Origin of the sequence: Cohnella endophytica (genome assembly GCF_003628305.1) — a bacterium.
GTDB lineage: Bacteria > Bacillota > Bacilli > Paenibacillales > Paenibacillaceae > Cohnella > Cohnella endophytica.
This window is the reverse complement of sequence record NZ_RBZM01000006.1, coordinates 308380-333995: the sequence shown is the minus strand read 5'-3', so window position 1 is coordinate 333995 and position 25616 is coordinate 308380. Positions and strand designations below refer to the sequence as shown.

Sequence of the window (25616 nt, the reverse complement as noted above, 5' to 3'; positions counted from 1 at the left end):
GAAGTTAACGATAGAAACTCACCTCTTTGTAAAGCTGATAGAAGAAGTCGTACAAGTTGTAAGAGAGGCCGAATACGATGAACCCGAACAGCCAGATCGTACCGATAGCGAATACCGTAATCGCCGAATTCTTGATCGTCTCCATAAAGTCGAAGTTATGGATAACTTGCGTCATGACGATGAACATCGCGCCCAGCCATAGAGTCATAACCGAGGTTAGCGTGCCGATAATGACCTTCTCGTCGAGCGTCACGACGTTGGACAGCACGAGAAGCGGTACCGAGAAGAACAAGTACGGCATAAGCGCGAACGTGCTGCCCTGGACGACTTCCCTGAATTTTCCTTCGCCGTCCTTTACGCTGCAGACGAGATAGTTCGCGATAATCCAAGTAATCCAGGGCAGAACGAAAAATTCGAGCTCCCGGACCAAATCGATCTGCGACAAATCCACGGGATGGAACAAAAATCCGGTCTCGTATACCGACAAGATTTTGACGAGCAGCACGGCGACTAGAATGAGAATCGTCACCAAAGGCGACACCTTCGTCTCCTTGAGCTTGTAGAAGCCTTGGTACGGATGGAACATCGTGAATCCGAACGTTCTCAGGTCGGTCAATTGCTTGCTCCAGAACTCGGAAAACTTCTTGCGGCCGAGCCATTTGCGCAGCCATCGAACCCCTAACGTGACGACGGCGAAAAATGCGACCAATCCCCCGGCCAGCCCGACGAAGTGATTCTGCAGCCAGTCGAGACGGACTTCCCAGAACGCTTTGGAATAACCGTCCTTATCGAAAGCTTCCTTCATATAATCGAGAGCGTCGCCGTATTTGCCTTCGTGCAAATACACTTTGCCAAGTCCCTGGTAGATGCCGGTATACATCTCGTTCCGGGCGTCGACGCGTTCCCAGTAAGGCTTGCTTTCCTCGTATTTTCCATCCATGTAGAGCACGAGCGCGCTCAGAACGTCGCTGCCGAATTCCGTTCTCGCGTACTTCTGAATCGTCTTCGTCCGGCTATCGGCGATCCAGATGTTGTATTTCGAATCGACGCCGAGACCCGTAGGAAATCCGAGCACTCCGTATTGTTGCGTATTGTTGTCGATAAAGCCGAACGCGAACAACGCTTTGCCGTTGCGATCGTAGATGTTGACCCTTGCCGAATCCATGTCCACGTTATACAAGAATCCTTCTTTGTCGATCGCGGTATCCACGATGCCGTGTCCATGCTCCAACGTCTTGTTCTTGAACGAATCGACGCCGCCGGCGTTCAGCTTGCGGATGGCCCCCTTGCCGTAATCTCCGCCCGTAGACGTGTAGATGAAACCGTCCTGATCGATCGAGACGTTCGTGATCGGCTTCGGCAAATTCGGGGTTTCCTTCGCCAGTTGTTCCTTGTTGAGGATGAGCTTCTTGACCCAGCTAAGCACGGACTGCTGGGCTTTGTTCGCGCCGAAGTAGCCCATGAACTCTCCGTCTTGGCTCATCCGGAGTAGCCCCTGGTAAGATGAACTTGTTTGGACGTACATGACGCCTCGCCGGTCTACGACGAGCTTCACCGGCACGAAACGCTGAGAAGCGAGCAACGTCGTTTCCGGTTTTTTGTATTCCCGAACGAATGCGCCGTCCGCGCCGAATACGGCGATCCGCTGATTGCCGGTATCGGCTACATATACAAGGTTATCCGAGGTGACGAATACGCCTTCCGGTCCGCTCAGCTTGCCGGGACCGTCCTCCTCGTCCCCGAGCGTCCGGATCGGTTGTCCGTCGGTTCCCAGCACGACGACCTTGTCGGTTTTCTTATCGGCCACGTATACTTTGTCGTCCGGTCCGACCTGCAAGTCGACCGGCTCCTCCAGATCGGCTCCGAAAGCGGCCGCGGGGGTATAGACCGCCTGAATGCGCAGCCACTGCGAGCCGTCGTAGAAGTTGGTCGGATAAGGCAACCTCGCGAGCGACGTTCCCGGCGCGACGAGCAAAGCCGTCGTCGCCAGAAGCAGGAAAGCAAGCAATCTCTTCATCGTTACGACTTCCTTTGCTGATGGAATTACTTGATTCCGGAATGGATCATCGTTTCAAGCACTTTTCGCTGGAAGAGCAAGAAAATAATCAAGTTCGGGATGAACATGAGCAAGCCGGCAGCGGCCGCCACGTTCTGCGCGGCCACGCTGTTCTGCAAACCGCTGAGCAAGCTGTTCACGTAAAAGGCGAGCGTTCGCATCGTTTCGTCCTGCATGAACAACGTCGACGTTTCCACGTCGCCCCACACGCCTTGAAAGGTGAAGATCGAGATCGTCGCGATCGCGGGCACCGACAATGGCAGCACGATTCTCGCGAAGATGCCGACATGGCTGGCTCCGTCGATCTTGGCCGCCTCGAGCAACTCGTTCGGAATTTGCGATATAAAGCCGACGAGCATGAATACCGCGATAGGAGAAGCGAGCGCAGGCAAAACGTGACCGAGATACGTATTGTTCAAATGAATGCCGCTAATGATCAGATACCTCGGAATGCCGACCGTCTCCGGCGCGAACATGAGGGACAGCGTAATCATCGACAGAATGATCTGCTTGAAATGGAACCGGTACTTGGCGAGTACGTATGCGGCCATCGTGCTGACGACAATGACGCTGACGAGGGTCATCGTCACTACCACAACGCTGTTGAACACGTAACGGCTAAATGGGACCGTCGCGTTCGTAGCGTGGAGGAACAATTGCTCGAAGTTGCTGAACGTCGGATTTTGCACGAAGAAGCGCGGCGGAAACAGAAACAGCTCGTTCGTCGGCTTAAACGCATGGTTCAAAATAAAGATGATCGGAAGCGACATAAACGCGGCAAGGGCGGTAAATCCGAGAACCAGCGCGAAATCGAAAAACGTAATTCTGCGAAGTCTGCTTAAAAGCATCGGTTACGCCTCCTCCTTCGAGCCGAACAGCCGGTACGCGAATCTCATGGCAAAGTAGCTGACGATCAGCAACATAACCGAGACGGACGAAGCGTAACCGAGTTCGAAGCGAATGAACGCATAATCGTCGATGTGGTTAATGATCAAGTGGCCCGAATATTGCGGGGTGATAGGCAAACCCGTTAACTGGGTAGAGATGGCGCCCGCCTTCAGCGTCGTCACGATCGTCATAACCGCGGAGAACAGCATCTGCGGCTTCATCGAAGGAACCGTGATGTAGAACACTTCCTGAAGCCGGTTGGAAATGCCGTCGATCCTGCCCGCTTCGTACAATTCCCGGTTAACCGTCTGCAAGCCCGCCAGCATCGCGAGGAAACCGACGCTGAAGCTGATCCAGAGGGACACGATGATCATGATATTGAGCAAATATTTGGGGTTCTGCAGCCAAATGATCGGATTATCGATCCAGCCCATGGTCAACAAAAAGTTATTCAAGTATCCGACGCGGTCTCCGCTGAACGCCGCGATCCAGACGACCGACAGCGCTACGCCTCCCGCCATAGACGGCGCGTAGAACGCGAGCGTGTAATAATCGCGGATGCGGATCGGCAGCTGATGAATCAGCCAAGCGAACAGGAAGGCTAGCGCATAGCCGCCGGGACCGACGATAAGCGCGAACATGAACGTGTTCGGCAACGCTTTGGTCAAGAACACGACGTCTTGCGTGAACAGCATGATATAGTTGTCGAACCCGATGAACCGCAGCGAACCGAATCCATCGTAGGACGTGAAGCCCAGCGTGGCGGCCATGATGACCGGGATGACGATGAATGCGGTGAAGCAGATCAGGAAAGGCGCGAGAAACAAGTAGCAGAAGCTGTCGCGCCGGATTTCCCGCCAGAACCGGTTCCATTTCAACCTGATGGACGATTGCGGTACGATTTTGGTTAAGCCGGGAGAAAGCTCCGTATTCATGGCTTAGATTCCTCCCATTCGTAAGGCTGCTGGATTTGCCGGATGCCTAGATTATCTTTGGGGTCGATGCCGAAGTCCTTCTGCCGTCGGTTCATTTCCCGCTGCAGGCTGATCTGGGCTTTCTCGAGCGACTCCTCCGCGGGCATCCCGTCGAACACGGTGCGGTTCCATGCGAATTCCATCTCCCGCGATAGGAAGTAATAGCCGGGCACGTAAGGCATGTTCTTTGCCCAGCGAGCTTGCTCGCGGATCGCCTTGAGATCCTCGGCCGGCCACGACAACGACTTCATCGCGTCGACGTTCGCCGTATTCCACCTAAATTCGATGCCGTAGAAAGATTCGATGTCCTTGGCGTATTGCGCCTGCGCCTCGCCGGATGTCCACCATTTCAGGAACTCCCAGGCTTGGTCCTTTTTCTCGCTTTTCTTCATGATCATCGCCGCCGATAAGCTCTGCGGCGACCATCTCGCAACCTTGCCGTCCGGTTGCTTGATGCCGGGCAGCGGCGCGATCGCCCAGTGGCCCGTAATTTCCGGAGCGGCGACCTGCAACTGCACGTAAGTACTGAAGTCGGCGACCCCGATCGGTATATCTCCATCGCGGAAATGCTGGAAAAACGCCGGGATGTCGATCGGGAGATTATATTTGCGGTAAAGATCCGTCCAGCGTTGGAATGCCTTAAGCCCTTCATTCGAGGCCAAGTTCGCCTTCAATCCTTCGGGCGAATACACTTCGGCGCCGTTCTCGAAGAACATCGTGGAGAAGTCCGCCTTCGGATAGTTCATCGTCATCCCGTTCTCCTGGAGAGTCGGCAGTATGTTGAAGACGTCGTCCCAAGTGTCCGGAACTTTCAGCTTCAATCGTTCGAAAATATCCGTCCTGTAGAAAAGAACCTGGAAATTCTCGACTTCCGGCAACCCGTATGTTCCGCCGTTGTAATCAAGCGAGCGGCTCGCCCCCGGAATGAAGCGGTTTTTCACTTCGTCGAAGCCCGGATACTTGGATAGATCTTCGACCGCGTTCCGCATCGCGAAGTCCGCCGGCGTGGCTTCGCCGATGCCGAGCGCGATGTCCGGAACGTCGCCCGCGGCGTTGCCGAGCACGAGCTGGTTCGGATTCGGCATAAGGTTAATGTTGACCTGGATGCCCGTCTTCGGCGTGAATTCCTGATCGACCAATTCGCGTAGCAAGTCCGCGTAATCGCGGCCTCGTTGAATCCAGATCGTAATGGCTTCCTTCTCGTTGCTCTTGCGATTGTCGTAATCCATGTAGAAAGAGCGACCGAAGTCCACAAGCGAGTATGGAATGCGCGATAACGGCGTAGGCTCCTTCAAGCCGGTCTTCGTTCCCGGCGTCCGCACGACGATGAAGTCGAACAACAACGGTTGCTGCGTCAGCGTGGACATCCACGTTCCGATCTTGCTTTGGATCGTCGCGAAATCGTCTATCTTGTTCGGAATGTTGTTCACGTCGTTCTTCAGCTTCTCGAGCATTCCGACGGACACTTTGATCGCTTCCGACAAATCCGAATCTTTCTTGTTCAGACCGTTAATATAGTCTTGAATGTTCCGAAGGTTATCGATGAAGCCTTGCATCTTTTTGTCCACGTCGGGATCGAATTTCGCCATGTCCCAAGTGCGCGTGGAGTCCATGTTCGCGTCGAAAGCCTTGACGCTGTAGTTTCCCGTGATGAGACGGATGTGTCTGTCGAACGCGGCCAGTTGCTCAAGCGTTTCCTTCAAGGCCAAGTTGACCGGCTGAAGCTCCGAGGAGTCGGCCGTCATCCGGATCGCGTGATCGCCTTTCTTGAGATAGAAACGATACGGCTTGCCGTCCGCGTCCGCGATCGTCGTGATCAGGAACTCTTTGTGGTAATCGAGCCCGAAATGATAGAGCTCGCTGAACGGCGTCTCGCCGTCGATCTCGATCGTCCGATATGCGCGGAAACCGTTGCGGTAGTTTTGGAAGTTTTTGAGGTCGATCTCGTACCAACCGTCATTCGGAACGGAGATTTTCCATTCGACCCACTCCCCGGGCAGACGCCATCTCGCGCCGCCAAGCACGTTGTACGTGATCCTTCCTTTCGGATCCGGCGAAATATAAGGCTCCGACCAGTGATCCGTCTGGATGGCCAGGCTCGATTTGCGCTGGAAATTTTCCGCTTCGACGGTCGCGTACCAGCTCTCTTCCGGCGTTTCCGGAGGAAACGAGGAAGCGTATTCCGCGTAAGACTTCGTCGGCTTCGGCGGCTGGAACGTCAAGTTGCGCAACGCCACGGGTTCTCTCTCGCCGACTAGCCTGAGCGTATGCTTGCCCGACTCCAATCGATAAAGGAGCGGCGTCGAAGAAATCGAGAAATCCGCGACCGCTTTCGTCGTCCACCCTACGAGTTCCGTCTGCTGAGGACGGATCTGCATGCCGATGTCGTTTTTGTCGTACGGGTATTTGGCGTCCTTCCATATGCGCTGGAATTCGAGATGCTCGGATTCGGCGAACGGGAATTTGCCGTCGATCTGAATGCCGCGAATAACGGCCGTATTGCCTCCCGGCAATGGTTTGTAGTCCAGTTGGAGCTCATACCATCCGGCTGCGGCTACGTCGAACGTCCATTCGACCCAGCCCTCGGCGTTGTTCCAATTGAGCGCCGGTCCGTCCGCATCGTTCGTCTTCTCGAGCATTGCCTTCGGGTCCGCGGCGGCGAATTCGTTAGCGTTGATCGCGATCGGCAGAAGCGCCTGCTCCGCCGACGGATCGACCTTATTGTCTGTCATGAGCTTGGCATACGGAAGCTTGTCGCCTTCGTCCTTGTAGCTAAGCAACTGGGATGCGCTGACGCTCGACGCGTAGATGACTGGATCGGATCCGGAAAACCAACGAATCGCGCCGAACAGGACGATCGCGGCAATGAGCAAACGAATGACGATGCGGGGTTTGAGAGCCTTCCTCATCCTTCATCTCCCCCGATTGCTAACGACGCGCCCGTATTCTCGTCGAAGAAATGAATCTTCGCCATATTGAAACCGATTGCAGGTTTATCGTCCTTGCGGTACGTAATTCCGGGATCGGTGCGGGCGATAATCTTCGATTCCCCCACGTTGACGTACACGTAGGAATCCGCTCCGGTTACTTCGGTCATCTGCACGGACGACGAGACGAACCCTCTCTCCTCGTCGTCCGCTTCTTCCGCTTTAAGAATGACGTGCTCCGGCCGAACGCCTAGCACGACGTTGCGTACGCTCCTGTCCATCCGTTTGAACTGATCGTCGTAACGGCGAGGAATGAGCAACTTCATCCGCTTGTTGGAGAAAAAATAGCTTCCTTCTTCAAGCGTGACCGTGCCGTTGACGAAGTTCATCTGCGGCGAACCGATGAAGCCCGCAACGAATAGATTAGAGGGCTCGTCGTAGAGCTGGCGCGGCGGAGCGACCTGTTGAATGACTCCGTCCTTCATGACGACGATCCGCGTGCCCATCGTCATCGCTTCCACCTGATCGTGGGTCACGTACACCATCGTGCGCTTCAGATCGCTCTGAAGCTTGATGATTTCCGCACGGGTCTGCGCCCGCAGCTTGGCGTCGAGGTTCGACAACGGTTCGTCCATGAGGAACACCTGCGGTTCCCTGGCGATGGCGCGGCCCAGGGCGACGCGTTGCTTCTGACCGCCGGACAGTTGGCTGGGCTTACGGTCCAGCAAATGCGAGATTTCCAATATTTTCGCCACTCGGTTGACGCGGAGCTCGATGTCGTATTTCGCGGTTTTGCGCAGCTTGAGGCCGAGCGCGATATTCTCGTATACCGTCAGGTTCGGGTATAAGGCATAGTTCTGGAATACCATGGCGATATCCCGGTCTTTCGGCGACACGTAGTTCACGAATTTATCGTCGATATACAGTTCCCCGTCGCTGATCTCTTCCAGTCCCGCGAGCATGCGCAGCGTCGTCGACTTGCCGCAGCCCGAAGGACCGACGAGCACGAGGAATTCCCCTTCTTCGATGGACAGGTGGAAGTCGTTGACAGCCGGGCGCGACTCCCCTTTGTATTGTTTGAACACATGGTTAAACGTGATGCTTCCCACCGACAATCACCTCTCGCGTTGTACTCTTGCTATCCTTCTTTCATCCCATGTTACAGTAACCCCGCGAGGGCAAAACAGGAGTGAAACTTGGCTTTTGCAGTCTAATATTAGCTTGTTGATCCGCATCCTTTTTCCCATCGGAATTTGTCGGAAAAACCGCGATTTAAGCGGGAATATAGGGCTTTCCGATTGTCGCAATCGCGCTGTCCGACGCTTGTCCCTCGCTATCAAATAGGCTAGTATATGGATAAAAGAGTCAATTCCGGAGGGTCGAGACCATGAATCCTTGGCATGAGAAAATCGCCCTTCAGCAGAAAAATCCGCTCAAGATCATCGTCAGCACCGTCGAAGACGGCTTCCCTACGCATTGGCATCAGGAGATCGAGATCGTCTACGTCCTGCACGGGGAAATGCAAATCGGCATTAACCAAAGCCTTTATTCCCTGTCTCCTGGAGACCTGCTGTTCATCGGCTCATGCGAGCTGCACCACTACGTTCCCAATCCTCTCGGCTGCAATAAAATCATTCTTCAACTCGGCAAGTCCTTTTTCGATGCGTATTCGGATCTTATTTTCGGCCATCGGTTCGTCTCTCCATTCCTGAGCGCTTCTTCCGATTCGGTTGCCGGGAATGGGATCTACGGGGGTAAGGCTCATCTGCACGGCTTCATGGAGCGAACGATTCTCGCGATCTATGAAGAATGGAGCGAGAGAAAGCCCGGGCACGAGCTTGTCATTAAAGCAAGAATGAACGATCTTGCCGCCGCCATCATCCGGCATCTTCCGATGGAAGCTTACTCCCATCAGGAGAAAATAAAGCGGCTGGAGCAGTTGGAGCGACTGGACAAGGTACTGAAGTACATCGAAGCGGACTATGGAAACGAGATCACCTTGCAGAGCGCCGCGGACGTGTCCGGCTTCAGCGTCACCTACTTCTCCCGTTTCTTTAAAGAGGCCACCGGTTCGAATTTCGTCGATTACGTCAACACGTACCGAACGAACGTAGCCATGGAATTGCTATCCGAACACGAGGAATCCGTCACCGAGATCGCTTTTCGCGCGGGTTTCGGGAGCATCGAGACGTTCAATCGCGTGTTCAAGAAGGTGACCGGAAGCACCCCTTCCGCCTATCGCAACAAAAAATGACGACCCGTTCGTAACCCCTGACAAGAAATGTCGGGGGTTTTTTTCTATAGTTAAGATATTCATTTTGTATAGCGCTTTCATTTCGCGAAGGGGGAACGTCCTAACATGAACGATACGAAGAAGGAAGTCGCCTTGTATCGCAACCCGGATGCGTCCGTCGAGGACCGGATCGAAGACCTGCTGTCCAGAATGACGTTAAGGGAAAAAGCGCGCCAGCTCGACCAATATTTCGGAGCTTCGTTCATGAGCGCGACGCATCCTTGCATGAACACCGTCATGGCGAACGACGCCCAAATTTTATGGGACAAGGTGATGTGTATCGTCGGCGAGGACGGAGTCGGCTGCATCCACGATCTGTACGGGACTGCGAAAGTCAACAATCAGCTTCAGCAATACTCCGTCGAGCAGACTCGCCTAGGCATTCCGATTTTATTCAGCGAAGAGGCGCTTCACGGCTTGCTCAGACCCGGGACTACCGTGTTCCCGCATATGATTTCGATGGCTTCGACATGGAATCCCGACATCGTCGGGGAAATCGGCAAGGCGATCGCGGCGGAGACGAGAAGCTTTGGCATTCACGAGACGTTCGGGCCCGTGCTCGATCTTGCTCGCGAACCGAGATGGGGACGGGTCGAGGAGACCTTCGGCGAAGACACGCACCTGGCAAGCCGCTTGGCGGTCGCGATGGTAAAAGGGTTGCAGGGCGACAGCCTCGCGACGGACCATACGGTCATCGCCGAGCCGAAGCATTTCGCCGTGCACGGCGTTCCGGAGAGCGGCTTGAACCAATCTCCGGTCTCGCTTGGGAAGAACGAGATCGAGACGTATTACATGCCCGTGTTCGAAGCGGCCTTCGTCGAAGGCGGCGCGGCGAACGCGATGTGCTCCTATAACTCGATCGACGGCGTACCGTGCGCATCGGACGAGAGTCTATTAACGGGCGTTTTGCGCGGAAAATGGAACCTGCCGGGATTCGTGCGTTCCGATCTGGGAGCCATTGCGAGATTACGGTCGGCGCATCGCACTGCGGGCTCCGATAAGGAAGCGATTCGCCAAGCGCTCGCGGCCGGCAACGACATGCAGTATTACGACTTCCCGCATGACGTCTATCAGGATGCGATCGTCGAAATGGTCACCGACGGAGAGTTGCCCGAGGAGGTCGTGAACGTCGCGGTCGCGCGAGTGTTGCGGGCTAAGTTCATGCTCGGTTTGTTCGAGCGCCCGTACATAAAGCCGGATCTATATAAGAGCGTCGTTCGCTGCGTGGGGCATGCGGATATCGCTCGGCAAGCCGCCAGGGAAGGGATCGTGCTGCTGAAAAACGAAAGCGGTCTTTTACCGCTGAGGAAGACGTTGTCCCGCGTCGCCGTCATCGGTCCGAGCGCGAACGTCGCCCGGCTAGGGGATTATACGCCATATATCGAAGGCTTCGAGCCCGTTACCGTGCTTGGAGGCATAGGAAAGCTGGTCTCGCCGGAAACAACGGTACTGTATGCCAGAGGAACGGGAATTCTGACGGATGAATTAGATGCGATTCCTTCGGAATGTTTAACGGACGGACGCGGCGGATCCGGCTTGTTCGGGGAATATTTCGCGAACCCTGCGTTGGAGGGCGAGCCCGTTATGGCACGAACGGATTCATCGGTCAACTTCAATTGGGCGCTCGCCAAACCCGACCGAAGTGTCCCTGCGTTCGACTTCTCCGTTCGCTGGACCGGCAAACTCGTTCCTAAACATGACGTCAAAGGGTTTTTAGGTACGATCAGTCAAGATAGCATGCGGCTATGGTTGGACGACAGTCTCATCGTGGATGGATGGGGCCGGGACAAACAGGCTACGCGCTGCGTTGCCGTCGATTTAATCGCGGATCGCGAGTATGACGTACGCTTGGAATATCGCAAAGATACGAACGGCGTATCCGTCTTGCTCGGTTGGAACTTGGCCTCGGAAGGTATTCAGGAAGCCGTCGAGATCGCCAAGCAAGCCGATGTGGCCATCGTCGCTCTCGGGGATTCCAACAAGACGTGCGGGGAAGGCGTCGACCGTTCCAGCCTCGACCTGCCGGGCGCTCAGCTCGAGTTGTTAACAGCCGTATACGATACGGGTACGCCGGTCGTGCTCGTGCTTCAGAACGGGCGTCCGGTCACGATGAGCTGGGAGGCGGAACACGTTCCCGCGATTCTCGAGGCCTGGTATACCGGGGAGAACGGCGGCGACGCGATCGCGGAAGTGCTGTTCGGGGATTACAATCCCGCGGGCCGTCTTCCGATCTCGTTCCCGCGATCGCTTGGGCAGATTCCCGTCTACTACAATCGCCGTCGCGGCGGACAGATGCATTACGTCGAAGGGGACAACCAACCTTTATACGCTTTCGGGCATGGGCTAAGCTACACGACATTCGCCTACTCGGACATTCGGTTGAACCGATCGGCAATCGGCCGAGACGAGAATATCTCCATCACGGTAACGATAACGGTCGAGAATACGGGACGGCTTGAGGGAGACGAGGTCGTTCAGTTGTACGTAAGCGACGTCGTGAGCTCGGTGGCCAGACCCGAGAAGGACCTGCGAGGATTTAAGCGAATCCGGTTGTTGCCGGGAGAACGATCGGACGTCGTCTTTGCTTTGGGCACGCGCGATCTTCGCTTGCTAGACCGGAATGGGCAATGGATCGTCGAGCCCGGTACGTTCCGGGTGCTGGTCGGACCGAGCTCCGACCGGATCGAAGCCGTCGCCGAGTTTGAAGTGTCGTAGATGACCGCTAAAGTTGGAGATTCGGCGTTAAGCACAGTCCCGTAGATATAGTCAAAAAGGAGAACTCTCCGACGACGGAAGGTTCTCCTTTTGTTTGCTTCCATTTTATTTTACCGTGGCGATACCCTTACCGATAAAGTCGAACTTGTTAACGTTGAACACCCAACCATCCCCGCCCTTAAACACGAAATAAATATCGTGCTGGCCTTGGGGCGCATCCTTGATCTCGCCTTTCGCGTCGACCCACTTTTGCCAGTCGCCGGTTACCGGAACTTTAAGCGTGGACAGCAAAGGTCCCGTCTCGGAATCGGCCCTCATCTCGATCGTGCCTCCGGAACCTGCCGACGATACCCGCGCTTGAATGCCGTTGATGTTGGCCAGGTCCATTTTCTTATATGCGATCCAGCTTCCGCTCTCGATGAATCCGAGGTTCCTTCCCCCGCCGGTATCCTTCGTTTCCTCAGTCTGGAGCTTGCCGCCGCTCGAGTCGTCGTAATATTCCGCCTGACGGTCTTTGGAGAGAATGACCATCGTCGAGCTGCCCGTTAACGGAGCCGCATCCGCCGTGCCGTTGTCCGTGTAGCTAGCCGTGATATAGTAAAACGTGTTCTCGATATTCGTATCGCTCGTCGTCGTCTGAAACGTACCCGTGCACCCCGTCTGCGTCGGGCTCGGATGCGAGTGCTCATCGTGGCCGAGAGCAGGCGTCACTTGCACTTTGGAGCAGTCGATCTCCTTATCCTCCGCATCCGTAACCGTCACGGAATAAGTTATCGTTTCGCCCCAAGCAAAAAATCCTCTTTCGATCGGCGCCGTAATCTTGACGATTGGCGCACGGTTGCCGACCGTTATCGGGATAATGACCGAAGTCGCGTTTTTCTTCCTGTCGGTAACAGTGACTTTCGCGTTGTAGTTGCCGTTCTTGTCGTACGTATATTTCGGATTGGCTTCCGTCGAGTCGACTTTGCCGTCTCCGTCGAAATCCCAGACATAGGTCATCGAATCGCCGTCCACGTCGACCGTCCCTTCGGTGCTGAACGTAACCGCCAGCGGCGCAAGTCCATTCGTTGCGTCGGCGGTTGCCTTAACGTTAGGAGCTTGGTTGCCGGCCGCTCCGTTGTAGGTGACTTTGGAGATTTTTCCGTCCGAACCGCCTGTCGCGAATTCGATAACGTACAAGGCTCCGTCGGGTCCTATTTTCCCGTAGAGCGGGTGGTCGAACTTCAGGTTCGTAAGGAACGGATTGATCTTCAGCAGATCGCCTTTCTCGTCGAACTTAACCTCTTTGAACCATTGCCTCGAGAAATCGAAAATAATGAGCGACTTATCGAGGTATGCCGGTAGCTTGAATACGTTTTTGTTGTTCGCGTCATAGCGGTACACCGCGGCTGCGGCGGCCGTTCGGCCAGTGGCGTCCGTCATCTCGGGAAATTCGATGCTCGGTCCGTAAGGATAGTAGATCATCGCGGGTTGGGCAGGCGGTAATTGTTTTCCTCCCGTGTTGTTTGGCGAATCGTTGATCGGAGCTGCCGCATCGAATAGCTTGTCGATCGAATGCGAGGCGAAGTTATAGTCCATGTAAGGCTTGTTGTCCCCGATAAAATAAGGCCAGCCATAGTTGCCCGCTTTGACGGCTTTGTTGATCTCGTCGTAACCTTTCGGCCCCCGGGATCCGCTGTTCGCTCCCGCATCCGGACCGACGTCTCCCCAATAGAGCGTATTGTCGTATGGGCTTAACGCCATCCGATATGGATTCCGCGTTCCCATAACATAGATCTCGGGTTTACCTGAGCCGTCCGCGAATAAGTTGCCTTCCGGTATCGAATAAGTTCCGTCCTTCTCCGGTTTGATTCTCAGAATTTTACCTCGAAGATCGTTCTTGCTGCCTGCGGTGCGCTGCGCGTCCCAAGCGGAACGACCTGCAGACTCGTCGATCGGCGCGTATCCATCCGAAGCGAACGGGTTCGTGTTGTCGCCGGTCGACAAATAAAGGTTGCCGGCTTGATCGAACTCCAGATCGCCGCCGTGATGGCAGCACTCCTCTCGTTGCGTCGGAACGCGTAGGACGACTTTCTCGCTCTTGAGATCGACCGTATCCCCCTTCACTTCGAATCGCGAGATACGATCCTCGTTATCCGGTCCGACCGGCGAATAGTACAGGTACATCCAATTGTTTTTGGCGAAGCCCGGATCAAGCGCCATCCCGAGCAAACCTTGCTCGTTGCCGCTCACGACCTTTAATGTCGCCGCGATCGTCGTCAGCTCGGTTGTCGGGGAGTACACTTTGACATTTCCGCCGATCTCGATGAAGAACATCCGTCCGTCCGGCGCGAAGTCGAGACCGAGGGGGCCCTGCAGCTTCGTCATGAGCTCTTGTTTCTTATAGTTCGTATCGTTGTAGACGGTCGCCGCGCAATCTCCCTCGGCTTTGCCCGCCGCCCATTGAATGCCGCCGAGGATATGCTGGAGAAAGTTCGAATCGGTCGTGTAGCTTTCCTTCGCATGGCCGAGTCCGGTGTACCAAGACCTTCCTCCGTCAAATTTCTGGCACCAAGAGATCGGGTGGTCGTTGCCCATCTTCCCGCCTTTGTACGTCTTCTCGTCGACGGTCGCAAGGACGTGGACTTTGCCCCGCGGATTCGCCAGGAAATTGTACCACTCTTCCGCGCGCGGCCAGACGGATGGCAGGTTCACGGTGGACGCATGTACCTTGTCCGCTACCTTTACTGTGCCTTGCGCGAACTCCGGATGATCCGTGAACATACCGCCAACTAGACTCATGTACCATTCAGACGTGTGCATCGTGTCGGAGGCGGAGTGAATGCCGACGTATCCGTGCTCCTCTTCGATATACGTCTTGAACGCCGCTTGCTGTTCCTCGTTCAAAATCTCGCCGGTCGTGTTTAAGAAAATGACCGCGGCGTATTGAGCGAGGTTCGGCGTCGTGAATTTCGTCGCGTCCTCCGTCGCGTCGACCTCGAAGTAATTGTCCGCGGCGAGCTTCTTGATCGCCGTAATGCCCGCTTCGATCGAATCGTGCCGGAAGCCGGCCGTCTTGGTGAAGAGAAGCACTTTGTATTTCTCGGGCAGCTTCGCCGCTGCCGGATCGGCGGTTTTGGAGTCGTCGGGTTTGACGAATAAGAAATAGCTTAAGCCGACTAGCAGAAGGATTACGAGCGCGCTTGCGCCGATGAGCAGCTTTGTTTTTCTCGTCATGGTCAGAACTCCTATTGGCAAATTAACAATTACTAACAGCCTAAAGGATCGACCGCCAAGTCGGAATGAGCCAATCTTAACGTTTACAGGCAATAACGATAGTGTTGGATGGGGGGCTTCTTGCTTTTCGTCAGTCACTTCGTTCTGGTAGTCCCAATCGAGCGCCAGTTAGTTCGCCGGGGAGAGTAACTACCTGCTGGGAGACACGTTCGAGCGCCAGTTAGTTCGCCGGAGCAAGTAACTCCCTGCTGAGAGTCCCAATCGAGCGCCAGTTAGTTCGCCGGAGCAAGTAACTATCTGCTGAGAATCCCCTTCGAGCGCCAGTTAGTTCGCCGGACCAAGTAACTCCCTAGTAGGAGTCCCGTTCGAGCGCCAGTTAGTTCGCCCGAGCAAGTAGCTCCCTGCTGAGAGTCCTGTTCGAGCGCCAGTTAGTTCGCCCGAGCAAGTAACTCACTAGTGGGAGTCCCGTTCGAGCGCCAGTTAGTTCGCCGGAGCAAGTAACTATCTGCTGAGAGTCCCAATCGAGCGCCAGTTAGTTCGCCGGAGCAAGTAACTCCCTACTGGGAGTCCCAATCGAGCGCCAGTTAGTTTGCCGGAGCAAGTAACTATCTGCTGGGAATCCCCTTCGAGCGCCATTTAGTTCGCCAAAGCATGTAACTTCTAGCAGCGAGTCCCGTTCGAGCACTAGTTAGTTCGCCGGAGCAAGTTACTCCCTGCTAGAAGACCCGTTCGAGCGCCAGTTAGTTCGCCGGAGCAAGTAACTCCCATTGGGAGTCCCAATCGAGCGCCAGTTAGTTCGCCGGAGCAAGTAACTCACTAGTGGGAGTCCCGTTCGAGCGCCAGTTAGTTCGCCCGAGCAAGTAACTCCCTGCTGAGAGTCCCAATCGAGCGCCAGTTAGTTCGCCGGAGGGAGTAACTACCTGCTGGGAGACACGTTCGAGCACCAGTTAGTTCGCCCGAGCAAGTAACTACCTGCAGAGAGTCCCAATCGAGCGCCAGTTAGTTCGCCCGAGCAAGTAGCTCCCTGCTGAGAGTCCCGTTCGAGCGCCAGTTAGTTCGCCCGAGCAAGTAACTACCTGCAGAGAGTCCCAATCGAGCGCCAGTTAGTTCGCCGGAGCGAGTAACTACCTGCTGGGAGACACGTTCGTGCACCAGTTAGTTCGCCGGAGCGAGTAACTACCTGCTGGGAGACACGTTCGTGCACCAGTTAGTTCGCCGGAGGGAGTAACTACCTGCTGGGAGACACGTTCGTGCACCAGTTAGTTCGCCCGAGCAAGTAACTACCTGCAGAGAGTCCCAATCGAGCGCCAGTTAGTTTGCCGGAGCAAGTAACTATCTGCTGAGAGTCCCAATCGAGCGCCAGTTAGTTCGCCGGAGCAAGTAACTCCCTACTGGGAGTCCCGTTCGAGCGCCAGCTAGTTCGCCCGAGCAAGTAACTCCCTACTGGGAGTCCCGTTCGAGCGCCAGTTGGATCGCCGGAGCAAGTAACTTCCTGCAGAGTGTCCCAATCGAGTGCCAGTTAGTTCGCCCGAGCAAGTAACTACCTGCAGAGTGTCCCAATCGAGTGCCATGTAACTTCAAGCTGCGAGTCCCAATCGAGCGCCAGTTAGTTTGCCGGAGCAAGTAACTATCTGCTGAAAGTCCCAATCGAGCGCCAATTAGTTCGCCGGAGCAAGTTACTCCCTGCTGAGAGTCCCATTCGAGTGTCAGTTAGTTCGCTGGAGCAAGTAACTTCCTGCTGGGCGTCCCGTTCGAGCACTAGTTAATTCGCCGGAGCAAGTAACCCCCTGCTGGGAGTCCCCTTAGAGTGCCAGTTAATTGAAACGCCCCAATGAACGTCCACTATGCCTTCGATTAAACATGGACACACCTGCTTCTGTAATTCTGAATTCGAAACACCGGCGTTCACCTCCTCCGACCTTGGACAATAAACCCTTAACTACAAGAGTCTTAGTAATTTTTCCGCAAGCTGTAGGGGTTAATTTCAAACAACCTGAAAGTTCCCCCAAGCCGAATGGCTTATCCCGAAGAAGCGCAAACCTCAAAACCTCACGTTCGTATACAGGGAGCTCCAATATACCCATACCTTCCACATTGGCGTGAACAACCATCAACTCATGCAAATCCCGTCTGCATATGTCCGGTTGCTGCTCCAACTCGTCCCGGCTGTAGGGAAAGTAGGTGTGCCCGAATACGCCGACGGAACGGGCTCTGGCGCGTTCGAAAGAAAATCTTTTCCTCGTAATGGTTTCCGCGTGGGTGATAAAGTTTTCCTCCTCGAACACTGTGTTCAGCGCGCGATGAAACGCATCACCGTAGATCTTCACGCCGGATAAAGCGACCATCTCGTACTCCAGAACAATTCCCTCCAACTTCCCTAGAACGGGATAGATCACCTCCAACATTTTTTTCGTAGCGGACAAATCTCGCTCCAGCATCTCCCGGCGTTGACCTCGCGCTCCGGCAAGCTCCTTCTTCAACAACGATTCATACTCCAACTCGAACACTCAAACCGCCTCCTCCAGAGAATAAAAAAACGCCGCCAGCTCCGGAAACGGAGCAAGCGGCGTGTGCTTCACGCGCGAACTATCAGCTATAAGATAGCAAATATTCGGCGAGTTGGCAAAGAAAAGATACATTAGTTGGGCGATGTGTGTGTTGGGCGATGTGCGTGTTGGGCGATGTGCGTGTTGGGCGATGTGCGTGTTGGGCGATGTGCGTGTTGGGCGATGTGCGTGTTGGGCGATGTGCGTGTTGTCCGATGTGCGTGTTGGGCGATGTGCGTGTTGGGCTATTTTACGTGTTTTACGGTATGCTAGTTCCGCGGTTGTGCAGTACCGCCAGTTGTGAGGAGTTGCGAGTTTGATGTTTTGTAGTTCTCACCCCCGAACAAATTTCTCCCAAGGGCCTACTGCGGGCCGATTGGCGATCAAAGCCGCCGCGCCGGCATTGTCGGCGCAGACATACTGACCGTTCGCTACCGCCTGCAGAGAGAACGTGCCGTCGCCGTTCGCGATCCAACTGAATTTCTCCCAATTGCCAATCGTATCGGCAGACGCGACGAGGTTACCCGCCCCGGAGCCGGTCGCGCTCACGTACTTGTTGTTGACGGTAGCCTTCAGCGCTACGGCACCGCCGCCAGCATCGATAACCGCGAACTGCTCCCAGCCTCCGGCCGCCGTCCTGTTCGCGATCAACGCCGCCGCTCCGGCGTTCTCCGCGCAAACGAACAGACCGTTCACCGACGCCTTGAACGTGATCGTCAAGCCGATTGGAGCGGAGGAGCCGCCGCCTCCGCTATTTAAGATCTTAAGCGACGAAATCGTTTTATCATTACCCGTCGCGGCCAAATTCGGATTGTCGGCGGTAAACGTCCACGAAGGTCCATCGAACGCGCCATCTCCGTAGGCGATTACCGTGATGCCCGCAGGTACCCTTATCGACGAAATCGAATCGTTAGCGATCCCCGCGGCCGTCATCTGCGAAATATTATACTCGCCGGGCGGCAGAGAAACTCCCGTTCCTCCATAGTTACTGTTCGGATAAAACGTCGGTTTGGCGCCAGTATAAGGAGCGCCACTACCAAGCGTTCTCGGCGTTCCAGCCATCGAGGCCGTCCTCGGACCGATGCTGGCCGTACCCGTCAACGCCTGATAAGCGTAGCTGCCGAGCGTTTTAACCGTCCTTTCCACGACATACGCCGCGCCGGAAGCGGTAGCGAAGCTGAGCTCCCCGCCGGAAGAAGTCGTCACGATCGAGTTGTCGCTTAACTTCCGCACCTGCACTTGCTGCGTCCCCCAAGGATTGACGACGGTCGCTTGCTTGCCGTACAAGCTTTTAACTCCGACGTATTTGATCTCGCCGGCTTCTTTCTCGGAACTGACCAAGAAACCTCCGCTCGCGAGCAGCGTAAACTTCCCGTTAAACGTCGTATCGCTAGGCGCCGCCGGAAAAACGCGGATCTTATCGTTGTAGCTTTGCAACAGCGATTCGTTCATCGCGATCAAGTGAACGCCGATGTATTCGAATTCCCCGTTCGTATTCGTCGTGCGTCCGTTCGGATAATCTTGGTAGCGCTGGAGCATCATTTTCATCCCCAAGTTCGCTTCGTCCCCGAGACCCAATCTTGCCGCCTGAATCGGCGCCGGATCCCAAACATTGTTCCCCCCGTACGGATAAGGACGCGAAGTATAGTTATTCACGAGCATCTGCTGATCCGATGCGCCGATTCCGCTTACGCTGTATGGCCATGCCAGCTCCAGCACGACGTTCTCGTTGTTGCGGTTCTGCGATAAGGGAGGCGTATGAGGAAAATATTTCTGGGAGTTGGCCGGATCGACCGGATACGCGACAAGGTTATTCAGAATGTTCTGCCACTGCGTGCGAAGCGAAGCATCGAGCCCGAGAGACTGGCTCGTCTGGATGGTTACCGGGAATAATGCGCGGACCGCCGCCAAATCCGTGATCGCGTTCTGAACATCCCAATGCTGCTCGTGTACGTTGGAGGAAGCCATGTAGTACTTTCCGGTACCGCTGTTATAGCTCAATTTGCCCGCGTAGAACTTTACCGCTTCCTTCATGAACGGATAAGCCGTTCCGCTCAAGTACGACGAATCGTTCGTATACTTGTACTGAGCGTACATGTTCAGCGCCGCCTCGGCCGCCGTCGACAGCGTATTTTTCGTGTAATCGCTGTTGATCGTTCCCCTCGCGTTGCCGTCCCACCCCATCGTCTCGGGCACCCAAATGCCGTCGATCCCGTAGCGGGTCATCGTGTACGACTTGAGCGCATTGAAGTTACGGCTATACAAATTATTGAACGTATTCACCATCTCCGGATGGTTCGACGCGAGGAACGAGTGGTAGACGTCGCGCTGGTTCCAGTACCAGTAAGCGTTGCTCCACTTGCCGCTGTCGTTGTCGTTCACCGCGCTGAACGCCCCGTTGATAAAATGGTTCGGATAGTTAGCGTAACCGCCCGCGGCGATCATGTAAGTCGACAAATAATAGAAGTTCTCCAAGTAGTCCGCGTCGCCGTTCGCGTTTGAATACTGCACGAACGACTTGCCCCAGAAATCGTGCCACCAGTTTTTGTAGTTCGTCAGCGTCGTGGCGTAGCCCGTGTTCTTGACGTTCGTAAGCAAACTCTTCGCTTGGTTCACCGAGTTGTTGCCCGGGGCGTTTAATCTGCTGGCGCTGGCGATCCAGATCGTGTAGCTGGACGATGGCGTAATGTTGAGACGAACCTTCCGGGAATCGACCGTCTGAGTCGTGAAGCTAGCCCCTTCGACGGTAGCCGCGAGCGTATAACCGAAGTTCTGCGAATCCGTCTGCCCCCGGCTGAATCCGACGACGGTCGGATCGGCAAACGTCGAAACGGTGCGCCAAGTGTTGATATCCGGAACGTCTCCGCCGCTAAACGCGCTTACGTCCCATAAGCTCAAATCCAACGAAACGCTGGATACGCTGGATCGGGTGTCGTCCACGTGGATGCCCATCACCTCGGAGTTGGGCGAACCCATGATCGTAACGGTTCTGTTGGAGTCGTACTTCGTCGTCACCAGCCCGTCGTACAGGGATAATCTTTGCTGATAGGAAGAGTAGCCGGAGTCTAAGCCGGGATTCGAATATAAATTCACGAGTCCCTGCGATGCGAAGCCTTCCTGCGATGCGTCCACCCCCTGAACTTGCATCGTCAGACCGCCGGACGTGTTCCATACCATCGCGCCGACGCGCCCGTTGCCGACGGTCAGTCCGCTTTTCGGTTCGATAACCGGCGAGTTGAACACGATGTCGTGTTTGGACAAATAGTTCGCGTAATCCACGTTAAGCGTGCCCGTACTTACGTTCAGGGAATGGCTCGTCGGGCTGGCGGTCGCGATTTCCCTGCCGGCGGGCATCGTAATCGTCGACACCAGAATGGACGCAGCTAGCACCGATTTTAAACCTTTTTTCGCTTTAGCCCCAAGCATGAAATGACTCATCATTGATTCCTCCCGTTTTTTTGAAATGCGGATCTTTTAGATAGCGCTTTCAATTCCGGTTAGCAAAATGCGGCGAATGCCGCTTTTTCATCCTCCTTCCGCAATTGCGCTTAATGATGACCTTGGATAATCCGAGAGTCACCCTTTGCTCTATGTTGGCAAGGTCATTGCATCGTCAGCTTCCCGTACTCTGGTACCTTTTCATCCCGATCCTAAAAAACAACAAGGCGGAGCCGAACAAAACCGCTCCTAGGACTGGGGTGGCCAGCAACCGGACCACTTCCGGCCATGGCGAGCTTTCCGGGAAGAACATCCCGCTGGCGGGAACGTAATTGACGAACCCGTAGGGGACGACGAACAAGAGAATCGCTTTGACCGTCTTGTTGTATATGGTAAGCGGAAACTCCGTAATGCCGCGCAAGTTGTCGACGACGAGCTCATAGACGGATTCCGTCTTGACGATCCAGAAGGATAACGTTCCGCAAACGAGCATATACGCGCTATAGATCAAAGCTCCCCCGATGACGATGGAGAGGAACCACGCGACGCTCCCTATAGTCACGTCCAACTGCAACCGGTTTACGTTATAGATCAGTATCGAGACCGATACGACCAACCCGAAGAAGTGGCCATGCGAAAATTGCCTCATGATCAAATGAGCGAGAGGGTGGATAGGACGAATCAAATAAGCGTCGAACCCACCCGAGCGGACGAGCTCCTGCATCTCGCGCGTAGGATTCCATATGATTACCGCGCAGACCAGGTAGGCCATATGCGAAAGATTGAACAGAAACATCAACTGGTCGAAATCCCAGCCGTCGATTTGGCCGAAGCGATCCAGCATGATCCATAACATCGTTAAGTTCACGAGCGGCCAGATCGAATTGAGCACCAGATCCATGAACACGAAGAAGTGGTCGTATTCGATTTTCGTTTTCAAGTAGATGATTACAAAACGCAAATACAATCGAATGCCGTGCATGTTAGCCTCCTTGAATAACGAGCTTGCGCCAAGCTTTCGACCAGACCCATTTGAGCCCGAAGCTCAAAATTGCGATCCAGACGAACTGCATGCCGACGAGCCGGAGCGTTTCGAGGAACGTAGTCTTGCCGACGAACACGGAAATCGGACCATAGAACACGAGCTGGAAAGGCAAAAACTGCGCGACCCGAATGAACGATTCCGGGAAAAACCATAACGGAAGCATCGATCCCGAGAATAAGGACATGACGACGTGAAACAAGGAGCCCGAGTGCCAATACACCATATACCAGAAAGCGAACAGTCCGACGATGAAGGACATTAAGTAATACAGCGCGATTCCGTTCAACAGGCAGAGAAGGAACAGTCCCAGGTCCGCGGCTGACGGAAAAAGCAGACCGTAAGCGAAGAAACCGAACGCCACGATCGGGACCATCTCGAATACAATCCGAAACAACGTCTGGCCGCCGGATTCCGCGAACATGAATCTCGCGAAAGGGATCGGCTTAATCAAGTCCGACGCGATTTCCCCGGACTGGATCTTGGAGCCGAGACGCCAGATAATGTCGTTGCCGACGACGATTTGAACGCAGATGCCGAGAATTGTATAAGTCAGCATTTCCCGGAGGGAAACGTCGCCGACGGAAGACGAATGGACGTTGTCTCTTCCGTATAGCGCAATCCATATCGAAGTCTGGATAAGAATTTGCAATAGGCTGAAAAAGAACTTCATGACCGTCTCCGCCCGATAAGCCGTGTTGCTCTGGAAAGACCGAAGGAGTACGGCCCGGTATAGTCTCATGCGATTAAGACCCCCGTTCGGTTTCCTTGAAGGAGCCGTAGAGGTTGCGGATGACCTCGTCGATCTCCGTCTGGCGGATTTGAATGTCTTTGACGGTCGCGCTGCCGAGGAACCAAGCGATGCATTCCGCAGAGCTGTCCGTTTCGGGCGAGACGCGGACGTGGCATTTGCGCCCTTCGCGAGTGAACGCGTCGCCGAATCGCCCTGCTAATAAGCCGTCGGGAAGCTCGTTCTCCGTCTCGACGGTCAGGATGTCGTGCCCGGAATAGTTCTTCTTTAAGTAATCGAGGTCCCCGTCGTACATGAGCGTCCCTTGATCGATAACCATAACCCGCGAGCAAAGCTTGTCGAGATCCGACGTGTCGTGGGTCGTTAGGATGACCGTCGTCTCCCGCGATCGGTTTACTTCCTTGATGAAGCCGCGCACGCGCTCCTTGACGTCGACGTCGAGCCCGATCGTCGGTTCGTCCAAATAGATGATTTCCGGGTCGTGCAGCAACGCCGCGCACAAGTCCGCCCGCATTCGTTGTCCGAGACTAAGTTGTCTGACCGGCGTGTTCACGAATTCGTCGATGCCGAGGATGTCCGCGAATTGGCGAATGTTATGCTCGAACCTTACCTTCGGAATTTTGTAAATGTATTGCATCAGCTTGTAGGTCTCGATGACGGGAATGTCCCACCACAGCTGCGTTCGTTGACCGAAAACGACGCCGATTCTGCGGGAGTTCTCCAATCTATTCTCGAAGGGGACGAGCCCTCCGATTGTCACCGTTCCGGACGTCGGGACGAGAATGCCGACCATCATCTTGATCGTCGTGGACTTCCCGGCGCCGTTCGGACCGATATACCCGACGATTTCCCCTTTGTCGATGGAGAAGCTAACCTCGTTAACGGCATCCTTCTGCTCGTAGCGCGGAGCCACGAAATCCTTGAACGCGCCCATCGATCCCGTTCTGCGAACCTGTCTCTTAAACCTCTTGGTTAAGCCCTCGACCGAGATGTAACTCAACTCCGCACCACTCTCTGTTTTTCTATTTATGTTGAATCGACTGCTGGTTCCCCTTAATTCGGATCCAATCGTTTGGCGTGAACGACGAAACGGGCGTCCTTGTATGCCGACGAACAAGTCGATAACGTCAGGATCGAATCCTTCGCTGAAACCTGAACATCGGAACGGTGCAACGATTTCGCTTTTATCGTGTCTAGGAATAGTTGATAGTCCTCGTCCGACTGGAAGTCCGTACGGAGATAATCGAACGAGATATCCGTCGTATACGCGGAGAAAATGACCCATTTGCCGTCACCGTAAAGGGTATCGAATTCGATCGTCGCCTTATTTTCGAAATTCCACCTGCTCTCGTAGCTGACCAGATCGGCGAACATCGTTTTATTTTTCATGTCGTGGCCGTACAAAATGACGTTGCGGTTTTCTCCTCCTAGTTCGTTCCGGTAATCCATGAAAATGCTGCCCGCTACATTGCTTTTCCTATTAATATCGTTGTTCAAGTAAAACTCGTTGTCTTCTCCTTGCGCGACGGGATAGTCGATTCTCGTTCCCTCGATCTTAACCCAACCGACGATATCCTCGTTTACCTTGACCAGATCGGAGAATTTCGCGTTAAACTCCGGTTTCGCCTTATGAACGGGAGTTGGTAGCCCGGTAAGGGCACCCGCTTTCGCATTCAACGCGGATGGATAAGCGACCCGATCGAGCGATTGCTCATAATAAACATCCCTAAGATCGGCGTATGTTTTCTTGCTCACGTAACTGTCCTTCTCGTAGGCGCCGATTTTGTACAACGCGAACGAGAGAACGATAGCGCCGGCAACGAGCATGCTTGTTCTGATCGTTTTTTCGCTAATGTTGACCCTCACATTTGCATCGCTCCATACAAGAACGTCCCTCCACCGCTTGCGCGGTAGCGGGAACGTTCTCGTTCGAATAATGGGCGCTAACCCTATGAACCTTATAATTATTGCTGTTTAGCGAATTTCTTTCTGGAGAGAACCATAACCGCCGCCGCTCCTGCCGCAAGCAGTACGTACATCAGAACGCCATTGTCGCCCGTTGCAGGGTTTCCGGCCGGAGCCGCCGCGTCTCCGCCTCCAGCGGATTCGAAGCCGAAAGCCCGAACGTTGATGTCTCCATCCGTGAAAATAACGTACAAGTCATGCGAACCGGTTACTCCGGTTACCGGGGCTTCGAACCATTTATATTTCTGCCAGTCGCCGGTCGGATCGTATTTGACGGTAGCGAAAGGCGTACCCTTAGGATCGTCGATTACGAAAGCTACGGAGCCTGCCGCGTTCGGCGTCGCGAGCTCGATCTTCGCTTTGGATGCTCCGGAAGCGCCGAAGTCCACGCCGCTGAATTTCACGTAGTTGCCTTTCACGATGTAACCGAGGTTTTTATTCTCGTTGTCTTCGATGCGTGGGCCGTTACCGTCGGAAAATTTGCCGGAATCGCTGTTGATCTCCGAGTTGTCGCTAGGGGAGATCGTTCCGTAAGGATTCACGGCCGCGAACGCCAAGCTAACGCTGCTTACGAGCATTACGATTACCATGGACAAGACGATTAGAGATTTTTTCATTGTGAATACGCTCCTTTTAATTTGAGATCATGCCTTGTGTTTCTTTGTTGTGCTGTCTTGCTGTCTGGCTTTCTAGCTGACTAGCTTCTTGCTTGCGTCAGGTTGCGGCAACCCCGTCCTCCGGCATTCTCTTCGAAGTGTTCAAATTCCGAGGTTTCCCTACCACCTCCTTGCAATCGCCCTGAGTG

Annotated in this window: 15 protein-coding genes; 2 read left to right on the top strand and 13 right to left on the bottom strand. The window is 54.6% G+C overall.

The genetic code is table 11. The features are described 5' to 3' along the window. Nucleotides 1-4: 4 nt before the first annotated feature. Genes D7Z26_RS15215 through D7Z26_RS15195 form a run of 5 tightly spaced genes read right to left on the bottom strand, consistent with a single transcriptional unit; the run spans nucleotide 5 to nucleotide 7954 of the window. The gene (locus D7Z26_RS15215) at nucleotides 5-2017 is read right to left on the bottom strand and encodes a YIP1 family protein (RefSeq protein ID WP_120977825.1); all 2013 of its coding nucleotides are present in this window, start codon (nucleotides 2015-2017) and stop codon (nucleotides 5-7) included. Nucleotides 2018-2043: 26 nt separating this feature from the next. Continuing rightward, nucleotides 2044-2904, bottom strand: a complete 861-nt coding sequence (locus tag D7Z26_RS15210) for a carbohydrate ABC transporter permease (RefSeq protein WP_120977824.1) — start codon at nucleotides 2902-2904, stop codon at nucleotides 2044-2046. A gap of 3 nt (nucleotides 2905-2907) precedes the next feature. Beyond that, nucleotides 2908-3879 carry a carbohydrate ABC transporter permease gene (locus D7Z26_RS15205; RefSeq protein WP_233566933.1) on the bottom strand — a complete coding sequence of 324 codons (972 nt, stop codon included), beginning with the start codon at nucleotides 3877-3879 and terminating at the stop codon, nucleotides 2908-2910. Further along, on the bottom strand, nucleotides 3876-6827 hold the full coding sequence (locus D7Z26_RS15200; protein ID WP_120977823.1) for an extracellular solute-binding protein: 2952 nt from the start codon (nucleotides 6825-6827) through the stop codon (nucleotides 3876-3878). Before D7Z26_RS15200 ends, D7Z26_RS15205 begins: the two co-directional genes overlap by 4 nt. Further along, the gene (locus D7Z26_RS15195) at nucleotides 6824-7954 is read right to left on the bottom strand and encodes an ABC transporter ATP-binding protein (RefSeq protein WP_120977822.1); all 1131 of its coding nucleotides are present in this window, start codon (nucleotides 7952-7954) and stop codon (nucleotides 6824-6826) included. The genes D7Z26_RS15200 and D7Z26_RS15195 overlap by 4 nt, the downstream gene beginning before the upstream one ends. 278 nt (nucleotides 7955-8232) lie before the next feature. On the opposite strand from D7Z26_RS15195, the gene D7Z26_RS15190 reads away from it, so the two are divergent. Continuing rightward, complete coding sequence (locus D7Z26_RS15190; protein ID WP_120977821.1) at nucleotides 8233-9099, top strand: helix-turn-helix domain-containing protein; 867 nt, start codon at nucleotides 8233-8235, stop codon at nucleotides 9097-9099. Nucleotides 9100-9204: 105 nt separating this feature from the next. Beyond that, nucleotides 9205-11853, top strand: coding sequence for a glycoside hydrolase family 3 N-terminal domain-containing protein (locus D7Z26_RS15185; protein WP_120977820.1), 2649 nt, complete (start codon nucleotides 9205-9207; stop codon nucleotides 11851-11853). Nucleotides 11854-11958: 105 nt separating this feature from the next. Here D7Z26_RS15185 and D7Z26_RS15180 read toward each other — a convergent pair whose 3' ends face one another. The 8 genes from D7Z26_RS15180 to D7Z26_RS15145 all read right to left on the bottom strand — a co-directional run bounded on the left by D7Z26_RS15180 (nucleotide 11959) and on the right by D7Z26_RS15145 (nucleotide 25428). Beyond that, nucleotides 11959-15069, bottom strand: a complete 3111-nt coding sequence (locus D7Z26_RS15180; protein WP_120977819.1) for a ThuA domain-containing protein — start codon at nucleotides 15067-15069, stop codon at nucleotides 11959-11961. 1814 nt (nucleotides 15070-16883) lie between these two features. Next, nucleotides 16884-17552: a hypothetical protein gene (locus D7Z26_RS15175; RefSeq protein ID WP_147423862.1), complete on the bottom strand. Its 669-nt coding sequence runs from the start codon at nucleotides 17550-17552 to the stop codon at nucleotides 16884-16886. Between the two features lie 396 nt (nucleotides 17553-17948). Continuing rightward, nucleotides 17949-21053: a fascin domain-containing protein gene (locus D7Z26_RS15170; RefSeq protein WP_199731715.1), complete on the bottom strand. Its 3105-nt coding sequence runs from the start codon at nucleotides 21051-21053 to the stop codon at nucleotides 17949-17951. Between the two features lie 175 nt (nucleotides 21054-21228). Next, a complete protein-coding gene (locus tag D7Z26_RS15165) occupies nucleotides 21229-22035 on the bottom strand; it encodes an ABC transporter permease (protein ID WP_120977817.1) in 807 nt (268 codons plus the stop codon). 1 nt (nucleotide 22036) lies between these two features. After that, nucleotides 22037-22837 carry an ABC transporter permease gene (locus D7Z26_RS15160; RefSeq protein WP_120977816.1) on the bottom strand — a complete coding sequence of 267 codons (801 nt, stop codon included), beginning with the start codon at nucleotides 22835-22837 and terminating at the stop codon, nucleotides 22037-22039. A gap of 4 nt (nucleotides 22838-22841) precedes the next feature. After that, the gene (locus D7Z26_RS15155; RefSeq protein ID WP_233566931.1) at nucleotides 22842-23846 is read right to left on the bottom strand and encodes an ABC transporter ATP-binding protein; all 1005 of its coding nucleotides are present in this window, start codon (nucleotides 23844-23846) and stop codon (nucleotides 22842-22844) included. A gap of 53 nt (nucleotides 23847-23899) precedes the next feature. After that, nucleotides 23900-24712, bottom strand: coding sequence for a class B sortase (srtB, locus tag D7Z26_RS15150; protein ID WP_120977814.1), 813 nt, complete (start codon nucleotides 24710-24712; stop codon nucleotides 23900-23902). Nucleotides 24713-24810: 98 nt separating this feature from the next. After that, complete coding sequence (locus D7Z26_RS15145) at nucleotides 24811-25428, bottom strand: carbohydrate-binding protein (RefSeq protein WP_120977813.1); 618 nt, start codon at nucleotides 25426-25428, stop codon at nucleotides 24811-24813. Nucleotides 25429-25616: the final 188 nt, after the last annotated feature.

Excerpts from the sequence above, each read along its gene's own strand:
- D7Z26_RS15215 (WP_120977825.1), bottom strand. The coding sequence starts at position 2,017 with ATGAAGAGATTGCTTGCTTTCCTGCTTCTGGCGACGACGGCTTTGCTC.
- D7Z26_RS15210 (WP_120977824.1), bottom strand. The coding sequence starts at position 2,904 with ATGCTTTTAAGCAGACTTCGCAGAATTACGTTTTTCGATTTCGCGCTG.
- D7Z26_RS15205 (WP_233566933.1), bottom strand. The coding sequence starts at position 3,879 with ATGAATACGGAGCTTTCTCCCGGCTTAACCAAAATCGTACCGCAATCG.
- D7Z26_RS15200 (WP_120977823.1), bottom strand. The coding sequence starts at position 6,827 with ATGAGGAAGGCTCTCAAACCCCGCATCGTCATTCGTTTGCTCATTGCC.
- D7Z26_RS15190 (WP_120977821.1), top strand. The coding sequence starts at position 8,233 with ATGAATCCTTGGCATGAGAAAATCGCCCTTCAGCAGAAAAATCCGCTC.
- D7Z26_RS15185 (WP_120977820.1), top strand. The coding sequence starts at position 9,205 with ATGAACGATACGAAGAAGGAAGTCGCCTTGTATCGCAACCCGGATGCG.
- D7Z26_RS15180 (WP_120977819.1), bottom strand. The coding sequence starts at position 15,069 with ATGACGAGAAAAACAAAGCTGCTCATCGGCGCAAGCGCGCTCGTAATC.
- D7Z26_RS15170 (WP_199731715.1), bottom strand. The coding sequence starts at position 21,053 with ATGAGTCATTTCATGCTTGGGGCTAAAGCGAAAAAAGGTTTAAAATCG.
- D7Z26_RS15165 (WP_120977817.1), bottom strand. The coding sequence starts at position 22,035 with ATGCACGGCATTCGATTGTATTTGCGTTTTGTAATCATCTACTTGAAA.
- D7Z26_RS15160 (WP_120977816.1), bottom strand. The coding sequence starts at position 22,837 with ATGAGACTATACCGGGCCGTACTCCTTCGGTCTTTCCAGAGCAACACG.
- D7Z26_RS15145 (WP_120977813.1), bottom strand. The coding sequence starts at position 25,428 with ATGAAAAAATCTCTAATCGTCTTGTCCATGGTAATCGTAATGCTCGTA.